15 protein-coding genes, 1 tRNA gene and 1 riboswitch are annotated in these 18,153 nt (G+C 40.9%); of the genes, 14 read left to right on the plus strand and 2 right to left on the minus strand.

The genetic code is table 11. The features are described from left to right. The first annotated feature begins 7 nt into the window (after positions 1 to 7). The 7 genes from JJN12_RS01075 (at position 8) to JJN12_RS01105 (ending at position 5,403) form a co-directional block, all read left to right on the plus strand. The gene (locus JJN12_RS01075; protein WP_208427956.1) at positions 8 to 685 is read left to right on the plus strand and encodes a GntR family transcriptional regulator; all 678 of its coding nucleotides are present in this window, start codon (positions 8 to 10) and stop codon (positions 683 to 685) included. Positions 686 to 687: 2 nt separating this feature from the next. Next, complete coding sequence (locus JJN12_RS01080; protein WP_208427957.1) at positions 688 to 1,749, plus strand: D-alanine--D-alanine ligase family protein; 1,062 nt, start codon at positions 688 to 690, stop codon at positions 1,747 to 1,749. Beyond that, positions 1,750 to 2,163, plus strand: a complete 414-nt coding sequence (locus tag JJN12_RS01085; protein WP_208427958.1) for a DUF1934 domain-containing protein — start codon at positions 1,750 to 1,752, stop codon at positions 2,161 to 2,163. A gap of 64 nt (positions 2,164 to 2,227) precedes the next feature. Beyond that, entirely contained in the window at positions 2,228 to 2,776 is a 549-nt protein-coding gene (locus tag JJN12_RS01090; RefSeq protein WP_208427959.1) for a DJ-1 family glyoxalase III, read from the plus strand. 21 nt (positions 2,777 to 2,797) lie between these two features. Continuing rightward, complete coding sequence (locus JJN12_RS01095) at positions 2,798 to 3,502, plus strand: tRNA threonylcarbamoyladenosine dehydratase (RefSeq protein ID WP_208427960.1); 705 nt, start codon at positions 2,798 to 2,800, stop codon at positions 3,500 to 3,502. 205 nt (positions 3,503 to 3,707) lie between these two features. After that, positions 3,708 to 4,709, plus strand: a complete 1,002-nt coding sequence (locus tag JJN12_RS01100) for a hypothetical protein (protein WP_208427961.1) — start codon at positions 3,708 to 3,710, stop codon at positions 4,707 to 4,709. Between the two features lie 121 nt (positions 4,710 to 4,830). Then, positions 4,831 to 5,403: a biotin transporter BioY gene (locus JJN12_RS01105; protein WP_236013617.1), complete on the plus strand. Its 573-nt coding sequence runs from the start codon at positions 4,831 to 4,833 to the stop codon at positions 5,401 to 5,403. Here the strand turns inward: JJN12_RS01105 and JJN12_RS01110 are convergent. Beyond that, positions 5,393 to 7,012 carry an alpha-amylase family glycosyl hydrolase gene (locus JJN12_RS01110; protein ID WP_208427962.1) on the minus strand — a complete coding sequence of 540 codons (1,620 nt, stop codon included), beginning with the start codon at positions 7,010 to 7,012 and terminating at the stop codon, positions 5,393 to 5,395. The genes JJN12_RS01105 and JJN12_RS01110 overlap by 11 nt on opposite strands. 184 nt (positions 7,013 to 7,196) lie before the next feature. Here JJN12_RS01110 and JJN12_RS01115 point away from each other — a divergent pair, with 184 nt between their 5' ends. The 4 genes from JJN12_RS01115 to arcC all read left to right on the plus strand — a co-directional run bounded on the left by JJN12_RS01115 (position 7,197) and on the right by arcC (position 10,709). After that, positions 7,197 to 8,360, plus strand: a complete 1,164-nt coding sequence (locus tag JJN12_RS01115; RefSeq protein WP_208427963.1) for an AI-2E family transporter — start codon at positions 7,197 to 7,199, stop codon at positions 8,358 to 8,360. Positions 8,361 to 8,658: 298 nt separating this feature from the next. After that, a tRNA-Lys gene (locus tag JJN12_RS01120) sits at positions 8,659 to 8,731 on the plus strand. Positions 8,732 to 8,872: 141 nt separating this feature from the next. Continuing rightward, positions 8,873 to 8,970, plus strand: a riboswitch (THF riboswitch). A gap of 57 nt (positions 8,971 to 9,027) precedes the next feature. Next, positions 9,028 to 9,678, plus strand: a complete 651-nt coding sequence (locus JJN12_RS01125; protein ID WP_208427964.1) for a folate family ECF transporter S component — start codon at positions 9,028 to 9,030, stop codon at positions 9,676 to 9,678. Between the two features lie 83 nt (positions 9,679 to 9,761). Continuing rightward, positions 9,762 to 10,709 (plus strand): carbamate kinase, encoded by a 948-nt coding sequence (gene arcC / locus JJN12_RS01130; protein ID WP_208427965.1) that lies wholly within the window; start codon positions 9,762 to 9,764, stop codon positions 10,707 to 10,709. Between the two features lie 55 nt (positions 10,710 to 10,764). Here arcC and JJN12_RS01135 read toward each other — a convergent pair whose 3' ends face one another. Then, positions 10,765 to 12,096: an ABC transporter substrate-binding protein gene (locus tag JJN12_RS01135; protein WP_208427966.1), complete on the minus strand. Its 1,332-nt coding sequence runs from the start codon at positions 12,094 to 12,096 to the stop codon at positions 10,765 to 10,767. Positions 12,097 to 12,243: 147 nt separating this feature from the next. Between JJN12_RS01135 and JJN12_RS01140 the strand changes: the two genes are divergently transcribed. The 3 genes from JJN12_RS01140 to murD all read left to right on the plus strand — a co-directional run bounded on the left by JJN12_RS01140 (position 12,244) and on the right by murD (position 18,140). Then, the gene (locus JJN12_RS01140) at positions 12,244 to 13,542 is read left to right on the plus strand and encodes a M18 family aminopeptidase (protein ID WP_236013619.1); all 1,299 of its coding nucleotides are present in this window, start codon (positions 12,244 to 12,246) and stop codon (positions 13,540 to 13,542) included. A 412-nt stretch (positions 13,543 to 13,954) separates the two neighbouring features. Beyond that, complete coding sequence (locus JJN12_RS01145; protein ID WP_208427968.1) at positions 13,955 to 15,982, plus strand: sodium-translocating pyrophosphatase; 2,028 nt, start codon at positions 13,955 to 13,957, stop codon at positions 15,980 to 15,982. A gap of 721 nt (positions 15,983 to 16,703) precedes the next feature. Further along, positions 16,704 to 18,140 (plus strand): UDP-N-acetylmuramoyl-L-alanine--D-glutamate ligase, encoded by a 1,437-nt coding sequence (gene murD, locus JJN12_RS01150; protein ID WP_208427969.1) that lies wholly within the window; start codon positions 16,704 to 16,706, stop codon positions 18,138 to 18,140. The last annotated feature ends 13 nt before the right edge of the window (positions 18,141 to 18,153 follow it).

Raw genomic sequence — 18,153 nt, forward strand, 5'->3', positions numbered from 1 at the left:
GAGATTTATGGATAAATATGTATTAAATGAGTCTGAACTTCCTTTAAGAGATGTTGTTTTTCGTACCCTTAGAAGGCAGATTCTTATGGGTGAGTTAAAGCCGGGTGAAAGGCTGATGGAGGTTAAACTGACAAAGAAGCTTGGAGTAAGCAGAACTCCGGTAAGAGAAGCAATTCACATGCTTGAAATAGAAGGACTTGCCAAGGTAGTGCCAAGAAGGGGTGCTTCGGTAAGTGATATAACCGAAGAGGACCTGCAGGATGTACTTGATGTGAGATGTGCCCTTGAGGAGCTTGCGGTCGAGCTTGCCTGCGCAAGAAGAAGTGAAGAGGATATTTTCAATATAAAGAAGGCGGCAAGGGCCTTTGTGGACGCTACAAAGACGGGAAGTATTTCTGAAATGGCTGAAAAAGATGTAGCATTTCACAACTGTATATTTTCAGCTACAGGCAATAAGCGCCTGATTCAGCTTGTGGGCAATCTCTCAGAGAGAATGTACAGATACAGGATAGAATACCTTAAGAATAAGGGTGTATATGAGGGGTTAATCAAAGAACACAGCGATATTATCCGCTATATAGAGGGGAATGCTCCGTCTGAGGCCAGAGGAGCAATTAGAAGACATATCACCAATCAGGTTGAAAAGGTAAGCCTTGAAATAAAGGCAGGAAAGGAAAAGAAGTAGATATGAAAAAGAGGCTGGCAGTAATAATAGGTGGACGTTCAAGTGAGCATGAGGTTTCTCTTGTAAGTGGAGCAAGCGTAATAGAAGCTATTGATACAGATAAATATGATGTTAAGATTATTGTAATAAGTAAAGAGGGTGAGTGGCTTCTTGTGCCGGATGTAGAGACAGTTAAAAGTGGCGCCTGGAAAGAAAGTAAGGTAAAGGCGGTTATCTCTCCCGATACAAAGGACAAGGCTTTACTTGTATTTAATGAAGATGGTAAGGTGGAGAAACTTACTCTGGATGTGGTTTTTCCTGTTCTTCATGGACTTTATGGAGAGGATGGCACGATACAGGGACTTTTTGAAATGGCAGGCATACCTTATGTAGGCTGTGGTGTAATAGCATCTGCTGTAGGCATGGATAAATGGTATACTAAAGAAGTAGTACATACTACAGGAATAAGACAGGCTCGCTTTGTGCCTGTGTACAGGAATGAGCTCTCCGATATGGATAAGGTAGTAGAAAAAATAGAGAAGGCATATCCATATCCTTACTTTGTAAAGCCTTCAAATGCAGGCTCTTCAAAGGGAGTTAGCAAGGCCTCTGACAGGGAGGGTCTCAAGAAGGCTCTGACCTTGGCGGCAGAACATGACAGAAAAATCCTTGTTGAAGAGACTATAGTGGGAAGAGAGCTCGAATGTGCAGTCCTTGGAGGATATGATGCAAAGGCAAGCGGGATAGGTGAGATACTGCCGGCCGCTGAGTTCTATGACTTTGATGCAAAGTACAACAATGCCGAGTCAAAGACAGTGATTTCTCCAACTCTTCCTGAGGGAAAGACGGAGGAGATAAGAAGTGCAGCTGTTAAAATATTTAAGGCTCTTGACGGATACGGCCTTTCAAGGGTAGATTTCTTCCTTGAAAAGGATACCAATGAAGTTGTGTTTAATGAGATAAATACTCTTCCGGGATTTACTGCAATCAGCATGTATCCTATGCTCTGGAATGAGCAGGGAATTGACAAGAAAGCCCTCGTTGAAGAGCTTATCAGTTTGGCACTTAGGAGATATGAAAAATAGATGAATAAAAAGGTGAAGGTCAGCCTGTCATCATATCAGGATACAGAGTCCGGGGTGGAAGAATTCAGAGTTTCTGCCCCTGGCACCTACAGTCTGATAAATGACAGGCATTTTATAAAATATGAAGAAAAAACTGATGATGATGCCATAAACAAGGTGTTGCTAAAGTTTGATAATAATTTCCTTGAAATGACCAAATCAGGTGAGGTAAGGAGCACCCTGACTTTTACTGAGGGAGAAAATACTGAAGGCTATTATAAAACCCCTTATGGTACATTTTTAATTGAAACAGATACAAAGAAACTGGATGTAAGGATAGGTAAAAAAAATATATTTGTAAATCTTGAATACGGGCTTTATATAGACGGTGAATTTGTAGCGGACTGTAAGATGTATATAGAGATTTTGTTTTAACCTAAGTGGTTGTCAAATACTTTTGACACCCACATCATAAAATATAAAGAAAGGACGGGAAGGCATGAAAACAGCAGTTATATGTATGAATGGATTTGAAGAGGTAGAGGGACTTACAGTAGTTGATATGCTAAGAAGACTTGGTATTGAGTGCGATATAGTTGGAAAGAGTGCCGATATTACAGGTTCTCATGGCATAGTAATAAAGGCTGATAAGCTGTTGGAGGAAATAAAATCTGAGGATTACAGTGCTATCATTCTTCCGGGAGGTCTGCCTGGAGCAACCAACCTTAGGGATGACAGCAAGGTAATTAGTCTTGTAAAAGAAATGAATAAGGCAGGCAAGATTGTTGCAGCCATTTGTGCAGCCCCTATAGTCCTTGAGAGGGCAGGAGTCCTTGAAGACAGAGGATTTACAGCTTATCCGGGAGTTGGCGAAAAGATAGAAGGAGGAAACTTTAAGGAAGAGCTTGTGGTAATGGATGGCAATATTATCACTTCCAGAGGACCCGCAACAAGTATGGAATTTGCCTTTGCCATAGCCGAGGCACTTGGAGTAAATGCGGACAGCCAGATAAAAGCGACTCTTTGGGACAAGGTAACAGGGAGATAAAAGAAGTCAGAAAGGTAGAGTATGGAGGAGAACCAGTTTGATCGAACAGCCCTGCTTCTTGGCAAGGCCTCGGTAGAGAGATTAGCTCGTAAACGAGTTGCGGTGTTTGGAGTAGGTGGAGTAGGCGGCTTTGTCTGTGAGGGACTTGTTAGGGCAGGGATTGGTGCCATAGACATAGTTGATAAAGATATTGTTGCCATAAGTAATATTAACCGCCAATTGATAGCCCTTCACAGTACTGTTGGAAAGAACAAGGTAGATGTGCTTGAAGAGAGGCTTAAGGATATAAATAAAAACTTAATTATTAAAAAATATAAATGTTTTTTTCTGCCTGAGACGTCTGAGACTTTTGATTTTAGAGAATATGACTATGTGGTAGATGCAATAGACACAGTTACAGGCAAGATAGAGCTTATTCTCAAGGCAAAAGAGGCGGGAGTTCCTATTATTTCTGCTATGGGAGCAGGAAACAAGCTCGACCCTGCAGCCTTTCAGGTTTCGGATATATATAAAACGAGTGTCTGCCCACTTGCAAGAGTTATGAGAAGAGAACTTAAGAAAAGAGGGGTAGATAAGCTAAAGGTGGTATATTCTAAGGAGGAGCCCATAAAACCACAGTTTGAAGAGGGTGAGGAAGTTGTACCGGGAAGCATTTCCTTTGTGCCGCCTGCCCTGGGGCTTATTATAGCCGGGGAGGTAGTTAAGGACTTAATAAGAGTAGAATAGTGGGTTTAAATCTAACCTAAAATATGATAATATTTTAGCAAGGACCTAGCTAAGCACAGCTGTAGCAATCCTGTATCGATGGGTGTCAAATACTTCCCCCAAAATCTTAGAATAGAAGTGACAAAAATACAAATTCGATTGGGTTTGCTCGAGGGAGAATTATAGTATTTCTTTTGAAAGAGTTTATGCGAAAGGAAATAAGGCAATGAAGAAAGACGATTATTTAGTTGAAATAAGAAATGTATTAAAGCAGAATCCTTTCATACTTGTAGGAGTTAGTGATATAGAGGGTGAGGAAATCTGCCGTTTTTTAAAGAAAGAAAAGATAGAATTTGAAAGTGTGAAGCTAAGCAATGAATCTCCGTATTGGGAAGAAATCCCTGAAGAGATTAAGGAGAAGGTTAATAACATCATCCTTAGTGGAAGAAAGGTAATGAGCCTTTGTATAGGGGGCAATATGCCTGAGGCTATTTTTTCGATTGCATCAGCCTGGCATGCCGGACCTGATGAAGATAAGCCATATTCGCCTATTGAACAGCTCTCCCTTGCTATTAAGAAGGATATTTCCCCTTACTACAGGCTGATTGGAGCAAACAGCAGAGATTTCATATATGCAATGCGTGAAGAGGCCGCTGCCATGCTTAAGGGCTTTGGCGCAAGAAGTAAGTACAAGAGCATATTAAAAGATGCAGGAATTACTGATTATGATTTAGAGGATTATAAGCAGAAGGTATATGACTCAGGAGAAGCAGGAATGGAGCGTATTCCTGAAACCTATAGAGCGGGCATAGGTCTTGTAATAAGGGAAATAAGGAGAAAAGACAGGGCTGCTCAGGGAATTACGCAAGAGCAGGAGCTTCAGGCAGAGAGGGCGGTAATGAAATCCTACCTTATAGGAAGTGTGACTGTGGTAGATATGCATGATGCAAAGCCTGCTGCCGTATTTGACCGTCTTGTTGAGACTGAAAAATATGGTCTTCTTATGCTTTCGGCAAACGGAGGCAGCTATTTCTTAGGTCCTTGGAGCAAGGTGAAAAAGTTTGAGGAGCATTTTCCTGAGGGTAAGGTGGGAGGAGAACCACCTATAAGAGGCCACTGGTCAGGCAATTACAGCAGACCTCTTGTGGTTGACTTTGTGGAAAGCCTTGAAAAGGTGAAGGACAAGAGTAAGCTGCACGAGAAGTCTGAATTGTTTATGAAGCTCTAGATAAGATTGTCAACCTTATACATATAAAAAGGTTTACAATTCGCAAAAAAGATGTATAATAGTATCCGAATTAATTGCTGAGTTAGCGTTAATTCGGATACTTATTTTAAGGAGAAAAATTATGTCATCAAATGGAAATGCAGCAGTTAAACAGGGAATGGATGTAAAAAGTCTTACCCTCATAGGTATAATGGCAGCTATTTGCTGTGTGCTTGGCCCCTGGCAGATACCGATAGGACCGGTTCCGATTTCTTTACAGATTATAGCAGTCTGCCTCTGTTCCTATGTGCTTGGAGCAAAGAAGGGTGCTTTAGCCGTGCTAATATATGTGCTCCTTGGTCTTGTTGGGCTTCCCGTATTTGCAGGGGCAAAAAGTGGGGGAACTGCCTTATTCGGACCGACAGGAGGCTATATAATCGGATTCATATTTATGGCATTTATAGGCGGACTCTTCATAGAAAAAGCGGGGATTAAGAAGATATATATGCAGATAATAGGCCTTGTTTTGGGACTTTTAGTTTGCTATCTTTTTGGAACAATCTGGTTTACGGTAGTAAATACAAAAGGTATAAACTTCACGCAGGCACTTGGCTATTGCGTATATCCGTTCATACCTTTTGATATAGGAAAGATTGTTATAGCTGTAATACTTGGCAATGCCGTTAGACAGACTCTTAATAAAATTAACGCGTAAGTATGGCTATACCAAAGGATGGGATGTTAATCATTCCATCCTTTATTGTTACCTCTTTATCGCCGGTTACAAGAAAGGACTCAAGCTTTGTGTAGTCCTCTCCAAGTTTCTGGCTTACATCATTTTCTGAGGTGTTGATTACAATGAGAAGAGGCTCATAGCTGTTATCAGCCATATTTCTTGTAAATACAGAAACCGTATCAGGATTTGCATTGTCAAAGCCATCATATAGAGCAGTCTTTCCTCTTGCGATTACAGGGTAACTATGCCTTAGCTTAATTGCTCTCTTAAAATAATTGTAAATGGAAGTCTCATCATCGCTTTGGTCTTCTAAGGTGCCGTACATCATTTCAAACTCATCCATGTCCTTAGGCCCTTTACACATGCCTTCAGCATTTGCATCCTTTGACCACTGCATAGGAGCTCTCTTGTTTTCATCTTTTCCAGAGCCCTTCATTCCAAGCTCCTCTCCGTAATATATGAAGGCATTGCCGCTCATAAGCAGGTTCATTGCCCCTGCGAGCTTAATCATATCAACTCTTCTCTCTCCTGAGTAGTAGCCCGCAGAACGAGGTATATCGTGGTTTGTATAAAATGGTGCATTTACATAATGTGGATTATTTCCTGAAAAAAGCTCATCCTCTCTAATCATCCTCTCTGCAAAGCTGCTTGCAGGTGCCACGCCCTTAAGTATCTTGGCTATGACTCCATCACTTCCTGAGAATTCAAAGTCAAAGAAGCTGTCAACGCCACTCTTGTAATAAGCTCCGTACTCACTCTCTGTGGACCAGGCTTCACCAACTATATAGGCATCAGGCTTAATTTCCTTAACTGTTTTATTGAGCCAGGTAAGAATTTCCGTATTTTTTGTTACACTTCCTGTCACATAGTAGGTAACTGCATCCAACCTAAAGCCGTCTACACCTAGACCAAGCCAGAATTTGAAAATGTCCTTAAACTCATTTCTAACTGCTTCATTTTCAAGGTTGAAGTCAGGCATTTTAGGACTGAATCTAGCCTCATAGTACCAATCTGTTCCCTCTATAGGAGCATAGCCCTCCTGCTTCTTTTTGGTAAAGTTATAATAATTAGCATAAGGACAGGTATTAAAGTCAGGTTCTTCGCCTTTTTTAAGGCCTTTTATATAGTTTACGGCTTCTACAAACCAAGGATGCTCCGAAGAGGAATGGTTCATAACCAAATCAAAAATCACCTTTATATTTCTCTTGTGACAATCATCAAGAAGAGCCTTGAAGTCCTCAAGAGTACCAAAATCCTTATCTATATTTTTATAGTCCATAACATCATACTTATGATAGGACAGAGAAGGGGAAACAGGGGTGAGCCAGATTTCATTTGCAAGGAGGGAAGTGCCTTTCTCAGCCTTTCCGTCATTGATGTAGTCAAGCTTCTTTCTTATACCTTCAAGGTCTCCTATTCCATCTCCATTGCTGTCATAGAAGGATGAGACGAAGATTTGATAGGTAACGCGGTAATTATCATCTATGAGCTTAATAGGAGTGCCCACCGAAGAAGCATTGCAGGCTGTGAGCGAAAAAGTGAGTGGGAGAGTGGCTGCAAGTGGCTTAATGATTTTATTCAATTTCATTTTCATATCCTCCTCTTTGTGGTATCTCTCCATTGTAGACGATATAAAGAAAACTGTAAAGTTAAAGTAGGAAAAAATTAAAACTTTCACTATGGTTTTTAGTTATTAATTATGATATCATGGTAAATAGTGTGCCAAATACTTTTAACATACACATCATTTTATAAATATCCCGGGAGGCTTTATGAAATTTAACAAGGATTTACTGGAAAAAAGGTGGGTTGCCTATACTTTAGCTACCTGCTCTGCAGTGATTTTATATTTTCTGCTTTCAAATGTTTCCGATATCTTTAATGGACTAAGGGTTGTATATAAGGTGCTAAGCCCCCTGATTACAGGACTTATCATAGCCTATGTCATTGATCCCTTCGTTACTTTTTTACAGAGGACTGTATTTGCAAATGTAAAAAATGAACACACGAGGAAGAAGCTTTCGGTAACTGTAGCCTTAGTTGGCATAGCCCTGCTTATAATTCTCCTTATGTTTGCGCTTATCCCGCAGATTGTCGTTAGTATTAAAACACTGTTTAGCAACATGGATGAGTACATAAGGTCACTTCAGGGATTCTTACAGGCTGCAAGTGTGGAAGCTGCAACAAGAGGAATAGACATAAGCGGGATAACCAGATTCAGTGATGATATATTAAATGTAGTGGGGAAGAAGATACCTGAGAACTTTAACGGAATAGTAACTACATCCCTAAGTATAAGCAAGGCAATTTTTGATTTATTTATAGCAATGTTTCTTGCCATATATTTTCTGGCTGATAAAGAAAGACTTAAGGGCAGCTTTGACAGGCTGTTAAAGCGTCTTATGAAAGCAGATAGATACAAGGCTTTCGCAGGATTCTGGGCAAGGTGCAACGGCATACTTATAAGATACATTGCCTTTGATATAATTGATGGTGTGATAGTAGGAGTAGCAAACTTTATATTTATGTCGGTAGCAGGCATACCTTATTCTGTGCTGATTTCCGTTCTTGTGGGAGTAACCAACCTGGCACCGACATTTGGCCCTATAGTTGGAGGTATACTTGGAGGCTTCATTCTTGTGCTTGTTAACCCTCTTCAAGCACTGTGGTTCATCATATTTACCATTATACTTCAGACTATAGACGGCTACGTCCTTAAGCCAAAGCTCTTTGGTGGAAGCCTTGGAGTGCCGGGGGTATGGATACTTGTATCTATTGTAATTGGCGGAAGGGTTTTTGGAGTTGCAGGCATACTGCTTTCCATACCTTTTGCTGCTATAGTTGACTTCATCTACCATGATATGATATTTAGAGAAGCAAGAAAAAATGAAGAAATGGACAAGCAGTTAAAAGAGAAAAAATTAAAAAGTAAATAAAAGAGCGTTACTAAAATCAACTGTCAGCCGTAGGTATAGATTACTGCTGGCAGTTCTTTTAAATCCAAAGTAAGGAAAATTACAATAGATATGTCGGACTGCTGCAGATAAATTCTCTTGTAATAACTCTTAACTGCAAGCCACGTACGAGATGATGGTTTACAAGTATAACCTCATGCATAATGCACAATAAAACAATTATTTAAGACAATAAAATAGTGCAATATTTTAGTTTATTTTTTCTTGCATTTTCCTGTGATTTAGTATATAATGTTCCTTGCGTTCAACAAAAGCGTGCGCGTCTTTAGCTCAGCTGGTAGAGCACCTGACTCTTAATCAGGGTGTCCAGGGTTCGAGCCCCTGAAGACGCACTAAAGAGGTCCTTGTTTGACAGAAAGCTGTCGGGTAGGGGCTTTTTTGTTTTTAAAATAAATCTTTCTCTCACTTACAGTCCCATCTTGACAGGCAATAGGTTCTATTCTATACTTTAGTAGTTACAAGTAAATTCACAAAGCAGAGTAGGAAATTTAGCGTAAAGTGTCCATCAGACGGGGAGTTGCTGACGGAACGAAGGGGAAGTCCCGCGGTGAAATTTCCGCATCCCGCTGTTACATTAGAGAAGTACCGGACTCTTTTGTAGTAAGGATAAACTGCAAAGGAGGTTAAAATGAACGAAAAAGAAAACTGCAAACCTTGCCGCATTGTATCAGAGCTTCAGGGAATTGTGAATTTTCCTGCCAATCTGGTGAAGGAAACCCTTGCCCTGCCAAAGACTTTTGGAGAATCAGCGAGAGAGTTTAAAAGTCTGCATACCGTTATTCTTTGCGGCCTTTTGGGGGCCTTAAGCATCATCCTTGGTATGCTTGCTTCCATTGATTTTGGCCCATTTAAGGTGACTTATGCCTGGATACCAAACCGCATAGTAGACTTTGCCTTTGGGCCTGTGGTTGGCGCCATCTACGGCGGAGTTATGGATGTGGTAAAGTTTATAATCAAGCCAAGTGGTACATTTAACCTGGCTTATACTGCAATGGCTGTATTTGCAGGGATAATATTCGGTGCAGTGCTTTATAAAAAGCCTGTCAGCTTTATGAGAATAGTATTTGCACAGAGCTTGGTTAAGATATTTATCAATGTGGGAATGGGTACCTACCTTATGGCATTTGAAAGAGGAAAGGCTCTTATGGAGTTACTCCCTGTAAGGCTTGTAAAGAACGTCATCATGATACCTCTTGACAGTATCATTTTGTTTGTTGTACTTACAGCCCTTATGAAGGTATTACCAAGACTTAAAAGTAACAGCCTTCACCAGGCTTAGTATATGCCGGATATTTAAAGCGTTGTCAAATGATTTGGCACACGAAGCCTTATAATATAGATTAGTCATCAGTTGGAGGGACTATGGATAACGAGAAGAAATTAGTTGTTGTGGCACTTGGAAGAAATGCGTTTGGGAAAACAATCCCTAAGCAGAAAGAGAATGTAAGGCTTGCTGCGGAGAGGATAGCTGAGATTGTGGAAGCCGGCTACAGGGTTGTAGTTACACATAGTAACGGGGAGCAGATAGGTATGCTTCATACGGCAATGACTGAGTATTCAAGGCTTGAGCCGGAGTTTTCGGTTGCTCCTATGTCGGTCTGCGGCGCTCTAAGCCAGGGCTATATTGGTTATGACTTACAAAATAGTATCAGAGAAGAGCTGCTTAACAGAGGTATATACAAGACTGTATGCACTATTATAACTCAGGTAAGAGTTGACCCTTTTGATAAGGCATTTACCAATCCTACCAAGGTTATAGGCAGGTATATGAACCGTGAGGAGGCTGATGCAGAGATAAACAAGGGTAACTTTGTGGTAGAAGAGGAAAAGGGATTTAGAAGAGTTATTCCTTCTCCACGCCCTATCGACATCTATGAAATAGATGCTATCAGGACTCTTTCTGAGGCTGACCAGGTGGTTATAGCCTGTGGTGGCGGCGGTATTCCGGTTATGCAGCAGGGAACTGCCCTAAAGGGTGCAAGTGCTATTATAGAAAAGGATTTTACTGCGGCCAGGCTTGGAGAAATGCTTGGCGCTGATGAAATCATCTTCCTTACCAACAAGGATAATCTGATTGTCCATAAGGGAAGCCCTGATGAGATGCCGCTATCTGAGATTACTATCAGTGAGGCAAGAAAGTATATGGAAGAGGGCAACTTCGAGCCGGGACTGGACCTTGCTAAGATAGAGGCGGCAGTCGAATTCGTTGCTACAGGAAAAGGCAAAAGAGCTATAATCACATCAATGGACAAAGTTCTCCTTGGAATCAAGGGAAGAGCAGGAACTATAATATGCGGAAATGATAATTAAATGAATAAAACATCCGGTCTAATCAGCTGATAAAGACCGGATGTTTTTTAATAAATCAATGAAGGTCATCAATTTGCAAATTAACATCTTTAGCTACCGCATTGGCATCGGTATTGCATTTGGTAAGAACCTTTTTTATATCATTTCCTCTTGCAATAGCTTGAAGAGCACTGCTCCAAAGGGAGCGTACCTTTGTCCAACCGGGAGTGACCTGATAATAATCTCCCATAGAAGGCATAAAATCAGTTAAAAACATATGCATTTTCTCACCAATATCAGTATTATCATAAAGTCCCTTAAGCTCTTTGTGAACTGGAAACGCACGGCTTGCCTTTACAGCCTTTCTTACACCGCTTGGATCATTTGCCATATAGTCAATAAAGATTTTAGCTGCCCTTATCTTGTTTTCATCTTTGTTATTGAAGATACCAAATCCCCATATTCCACTTGAAAGCTTGGATATACCATTTGGAGAAGGGAACTTCATTGGGATAATTTCATCATCTGTATTAACCTTACTATCTGTTGACACGCTGGAATCAAGCTGCATAGATGGATTCCAGCAAATGCTCATGGCAAGTTCACTCTGACGGAATCTTGCATTTTCACCAAGGCTATCCAGCTGAGGGTCGATATTAATGCCATTACAGGAAGTAAGCTCTGTAAGAGCCTTAATGTTATTTGCAGAGTTGATGGTATACTGCCTGTGCGTTTTATCTGTAAAGGAACCATCATAAAGATTGGTAACAAATGCACGTGTACCCTGGTCTCCGCTCTGGCTTGCGCAGTAAATGCTTAGGACATCATCGTGGCCTGAATTATATATAGCATTTACAGCCTTAAAAAAGTTCTCCGTTGTCCAACTGTGATTAGTAAGATTGACATATTGGAGTGCATTTGCCTCTGCAAAAATACGTTTGTTTATTGCCATACAGTGTGTCACAACGCAGAGAGGGTATTCGTAGTACTTTCCATCATTAGAACGACAGGCGTAAGTGACGTTATCATAGATGTCTTTTGAGGCGTCAGTATACATATCACTGAGGTCGACCATAAGACCTCTCGCACCCCAGTTGGCTACAAGCCTTTCGGGCCCCTCAAGTACAATATCCGGGGTTCTTCCGTATCTTATAGCCTCTTCTATCTCTCTGTCACCTGTATTGTAGAATAAGTACTTTACTTTTACCTTGATTTCAGGGTGAGATGCAGTAAAATCATTAATAAGCTTGGTTACAGTCTCTTCATTACCCCAATCACCGACAGGATAAGTCCACAATTCTATCTCAGCCTCATCTACTATAGGCCTTGCTACATTACGTGAACAAGACGTAGTGGAAAGGAGGACACAAAAAATGAGAGACAGACATAACAAAGTTTTCTTTTTCATATAATCTACCACACTATCTATCATTATTTAAACCTATAGTTAAGTATAACAATGTAGAATGCTTTTTTCAAGATTTAAAGTATTGAAGGTCAAAAAAGGTTCTGATAAAATACTATATAAAGTCGTATCAAAGGAAAGGAAATGATTATGGATAAATACGTAGAAGCCTCTAGAAGGCTGATTGATTTTTTGGACAGTAACCCAAGTCCGTTTCATGTAGTAAATGCTTTGTCTAAAATGTATGAGAAGGCAGGGTTTAAGAGACTTTGCGAGAAAGACAAATTTGATGTGGTTAAAGGCGGTGATTACTATGTAACCAGAAATAACTCTGCCATCATAGCCTTTAGAGTACCAAAGGCAGACTTTAAGGGCTTTAATATAACCTCTGCACACAGTGATTCTCCTACATTTAAGATAAAGGCTAATGCAGAGATAAATGTAGAAAAGAACTTTGTAAAATTAAATGTCGAAAAATACGGTGGGATGCTTATGGCACCTTGGTTTGACAGACCTCTTGGAATAGCAGGCAGGGTAATGGTAAAGAATGGCAAGAAGATTGAGGAGAGACTTCTTCATATAGATAGAGATATTGTCATGATGCCAAACCTTGCTATTCATATGAACCGTGAGGCAAATGAGGGATATAAGTATAATGCTCAAATTGACACCCAGCCTATATTTGCAGAGATTGGTTCAAATGTCACCCTTTATGATATTGTGGCAAAAGAACTTGGCATTGCTAAGGAAGACATACTAGATACAGACCTTTTCTTATCAAACAGGGTTAAAGGTACTCTTTGGGGAGCTGATAATGAGTTTATAGCTGCAGGCAGGCTCGATGACCTTCAGTGCGCATTTGCAGGAGCTGAAAGCATAGTAGAAGCCAAAAACAAGAATAATATAGTAGTTCACTCGGTATTTGACAATGAAGAGGTAGGCTCAGGAACCAAGCAGGGGGCGGCTTCTACCTTCCTTAAGGATGTGCTCATACGTGTAAACAAGGCTCTTGGCGGGGATGAGGAAAGTTATCATCAGGCTGTGGCAAGGAGCTTTATGGTATCAGCTGACAATGCCCATTCTGTACATCCAAACTATACAGAAAAGGCTGACCCTTGCAACAGGCCTGTTGTTAACAAGGGAGTGGTTATCAAGTACAATGCTAACCAGAAATATACCACAGATGCAGTGTCGGGAGCTGTATTTAGAGAAATCTGCGCCGAGGCAAAGGTGCCTGTTCAGACCTTTGTCAACCGTTCAGATGCCGCAGGAGGCTCTACCCTTGGTAATATATCCAATACCCAGGTATCGCTCAATGCGGTAGACATAGGCATGGCACAGTGGGCTATGCATTCTCCTTATGAGAGCGGCGGCGTAAAGGATACCTACTATCTTGAGGCTGCCATGAAGCAGTTCTTTAAGACGGATATAAGTGCAAGGCTTGCATAAATAGGCTGAAAACATTAAAGTGTTGTAGAGCAGGGTAAATTATTTTACTCTGCTTTACTTTTGCTCAATATGAAATTACTCCGAAATTCCAAATCGCATATAAAACATCCTCATATGAATAATTTACTGAAAAACTAAACCTAAAATGTAGCAGTAAATGCGTGTAACATATCAAAAAGAGTGACCTATAAAACAGTGTTGCGAAAAAATAGATAGAAAAAATTGATAAACATTTGGATTTAATTTGCAATTCCTATGAATTGTTAAAAGATTAACATTTTTATTCGGCGTTATTTATAATTTTTTGGTATAAATAACTAAAAAAGCTTGCTTTTTATCTAAAAACATACTAAAATTTAAAAGCTAAACGGAGATAATTAGCATCTTAACTAATAATGAGGAGGGTATGTGAATGGGAACTTTAGCAATTTCAGTACCAATTTGCGCGGCGATTGCACTTGTTTTTGCCTTTGGTCTGGCAAAATGGATAGGAGGCCTGGACAGTGGAACGGATAGGATGAAGGAAATATCCGGCTACATCCACGAGGGAGCTATGGCCTTTCTTAAACGAGAGTACAAAACTATGGTGGTCGTTGTAGTTGTACTTTTTGTGCTAATCGGTGTGCTGCTTAACAGCTGGGTTACAGCCGTACTTTATGTGATAGGTGCACTGCTTTCAGTGCTTGCAGGCTACTTTGGTATGACAGTAGCAACAAAAGGAAATGTAAGGACTGCCAACGCAGCAAAAGACGGCGGTATGGTTAAGGCTCTTAAGGTAGCCTTCCGTTCAGGTGCTGTTATGGGACTTTGTGTAACAGGTCTTGGACTCTGTGGACTTGGAGTTATCTTTGTGGCAATGGGAGTAGATGCAGCAGATGTAATCACAGGCTTCGGTCTTGGTGCATCATCTATGGCACTTTTTGGACGTGTAGGCGGTGGTATCTATACCAAGGCAGCAGACGTAGGAGCAGACCTTGTAGGTAAGGTAGAGGCAGGCATCCCTGAGGATGATCCTAGAAACCCTGCAGTTATTGCGGACAACGTAGGCGACAATGTAGGTGACGTGGCAGGAATGGGCTCAGACCTTTTTGAATCCTATGTAGGCTCAATCATTTCAGCTATTACCTTAGCTGTAGTTATTCCAAAGATTACACCTCAGATAGGAGCAGAGTTTGCTCTTGACCCTTATATGGGCTCACTCTTCCCATTACTTCTTTCAGCTATAGGCATAATCGCCTCAATCCTTGGCATTATGTTCGTAAGAGGTAAAGAAGGGGGCAACCCTGCGTCAGCACTTAATGCAGGAACCTATGTGAGCGGTATCATAGTTATCGTTGCTTCATTTGTAATGAGCAAGATGCTCCTTAATACCTACAATCCTGCCATTGCTATAATAGCGGGACTTATAGTTGGTATAGCCATAGGAAAGCTAACAGAGATATATACCTCAGGAGATTATAAGCATGTTAAAAAGATAGCAGAGCAGTCACAGACAGGCTCAGCTACTACAATTATATCAGGACTTGGCGTAGGTATGATGTCTACACTTTGGCCTATTATCTGCGTTGCAGCAGGTATCCTTGTTGCCAATGCTTTTGCAGGACTTTACGGTATTGCGCTTGCAGCCGTAGGTATGCTTTCAACCACAGCCATGACAGTTGCGGTAGACGCTTACGGTCCTGTTTCTGATAATGCGGGCGGTATAGCTGAAATGTGTGAGCTTCCTCACGAGGTAAGAGAGATAACAGACAAGCTCGATGCTGTAGGCAATACCACAGCTGCTATAGGTAAAGGCTTTGCCATTGGTTCAGCGGCACTTACAGCGCTTGCTCTCTTTGCTTCCTATTCACAGGTGGCAAAGCTTGATTCAATAAGCCTTCTTGATCCTCTTGTAATAGCAGGTCTCTTTATAGGGGCTATGCTTCCTTTCCTCTTCTCAGCTATGACCATGAACTCTGTGGGCAGGGCTGCAAATGATATGATAGAGGAAGTTAGAAGGCAGTTTAGAGAGGACAAGGGCATAATGGAGGGCAAGTCTAAGCCTGATTATGCAAAATGCGTAGATATATCAACCAAGGCGGCACTTAAAGAGATGATACTTCCGGGACTTATGGCTATAGCGGCTCCTCTTGCTGTGGGTATAGTTATGGGAACTGAGGCTCTTGGTGGTATGCTTGCAGGAGCTCTCTCATCAGGTGTACTTCTTGCAATCATGATGAGTAATGCAGGTGGTGCTTGGGACAATGCTAAGAAATACATAGAAGAGGGACATTTTGGAGGAAAGGGAAGTGAGCCACACAAGGCAGCAGTAGTAGGTGATACAGTGGGAGATCCTTTCAAAGATACCTCAGGTCCTTCAATCAATATTCTTATTAAGCTTATGACTATAGTTGCAGTTGTATTTGCGCCTCTTTTTGTAGCTATAGGCGGCTTGCTTTAATTTGATTTTTATACCGGTTTAAGCTTGAAAAATGACGGCTCCGGTGCTAACATAAGCCTATAGATGTTGATAGGTGGTTGTTATATAAGGCATCTGTTTTAATAAAATTAAGGCAGGTGCCTTAAATTTTGCCTGACACTGATTTGTTGTAGGGCTGATGTGTTGTCTGATGGCTAAGTCACGCCTCCACTAATAAATGTCCAGACTCGCTCCGGTTTTTCTGGAAGATGCCGGGTTAAGTTTTTGAATGATGACGAAAAACCTAATGCGCTCGCTTTTTGGCAGTGACTCACACTTAGCAAATTGCGAAGCAATGAAGCTAAGTGTGTAAGTCCTGCCTATATAATAGCCGTCCACGAGTGACGAGTGCGTAGCACGATGTCAGAGTGGAAACGGCGAACTATGCGGCATTATTAGTTCCGGCTGTTTAACTGATAAGTCGGCAAAAACAAACACATCAGCCAAATGGGGCAGGTGGGGGAGTAGCTGTCTTTCATTTGGCATTTGAGTTATTATGTGTGTTAATTTAAGGTATCAGCTCCGAATGATAAATTCTAAGCGAGCGCATTAGGCGTAGCGAAGCGGATGCCGGAGCGAGTCTGAAATGTTATCATTCGGAGCGTCACTTAGGCTGGTTTATGTAATTCGACAACTTAGAATTGTAAATTACTAATATCGAGCAGTATTAGAAATATTTAATGAGTAGGTAAAGAGGCAAAAAATGGAAAATAAACTTATTAAAGAATTAAGAGAAGAAATATCAGAGAAAAAGGTACTCATTCTGGGCTTTGGAAGAGAAGGAAAGCTAAATCTTGAGGTAGTGGCAAGGGCAGGAGGAGTTAGTGAAATTGCCATTGCGGATCAGAATGATATCAATACTCAGGAAGCAAGGGATATAGTCACTAAAGCAGGAAGTAAGGACATCGATATAAGTACAATAACGGGAGATGGCTATCTTTCACATATTGATGAGTTTGACATAGTACTTAAAAGCCCCGGTGTAGTTCTTCCTAAGCCTTTTTCAGAGTACAAGGCACTTGTAACTTCTCAGGCTCAGTATTTCCTGAAGGTATATGGAGGACAGACTATAGGAGTGACAGGTACAAAGGGAAAGAGCACTACCACAACCCTCATCTACCACGAACTAAAGGAAAACGGCTTTGATACAGTTTTGGTTGGAAATATAGGTATACCTGCCTTTGGACTCATAGACGCGATAAAGGATGATACAAAGGTAGTATTTGAACTTTCCTGCCATCAGCTTGAATACGGTAAGTATTCTCCTCATATCGGTGTATATCTAAATGTCTTCCCTGAACACCTTGACCACTATGGCAGCTTTGAAAAGTACAGGGCTTCAAAGGAAAACATATACAGAAATCAAAAAGAGGGAGATAGGCTCTACTGCGGAACCGGGGTTATACCAAAGCAGGGTGAGGCTAAGTCCAAGGTAACTGTGGTTTATGACTTTAATAGAGATGATAAGAAGTTTGAAAATGACGAGCATGTCACTACATTTGTAGAAGGAGATTTCATATCCCACAAAACATTTACCTTTAGTATAAAAGAGCATGAAACAGCCTTAAGAGGCTTTCACAATTTCTTTGATATAGCTATAGCTTTCGCTGTCTGCACGGACCTTGGTGTAAGTATAGAAGGCTTTGAGGCTGCTCTAAGGACATATAAACCTCTCCCGCACCGCCTTGAATTCGTGGGGAATGTAGACGGGATAAAATTCTACGACGATTCCATTTCCACAATTCCTGCTACAGCGATAGAAGCGATGAATACCATAAGTGATACTGATACTATAATCATAGGAGGAATGGACAGAGGAATAGACTACGAGCCTCTTATAAAATACCTTGAAAAGTCTAAGGTTCCTAATATTATTCTTATGGAGACTACAGGGGCAAGGATTAGGGAGGAGATAAAGATGGGCTATATGGAGTTAAACAATTCAGACAGGCTTCATCTTGTGGACAATCTTTATGATGCAGTTAAGCTTGCAAAGAAGATAACTAAGAAGGGGAAATCCTGCATCATGAGTCCTGCTGCCGCAAGCTACGGCATATTTAAGAACTTTGAAGAAAGAGGAGAGACCTTTAAGAAGTATGTAAAAGAAGAAATTTCTCTAAAAAACGCAGAAAAAATTTAAAATAAAGAATTGA

Origin of the sequence: Catonella massiliensis (assembly GCF_016651435.1) — a bacterium.
In the GTDB taxonomy this organism is placed as follows: Bacteria; Bacillota; Clostridia; order Lachnospirales; family Lachnospiraceae; genus Catonella; species Catonella massiliensis.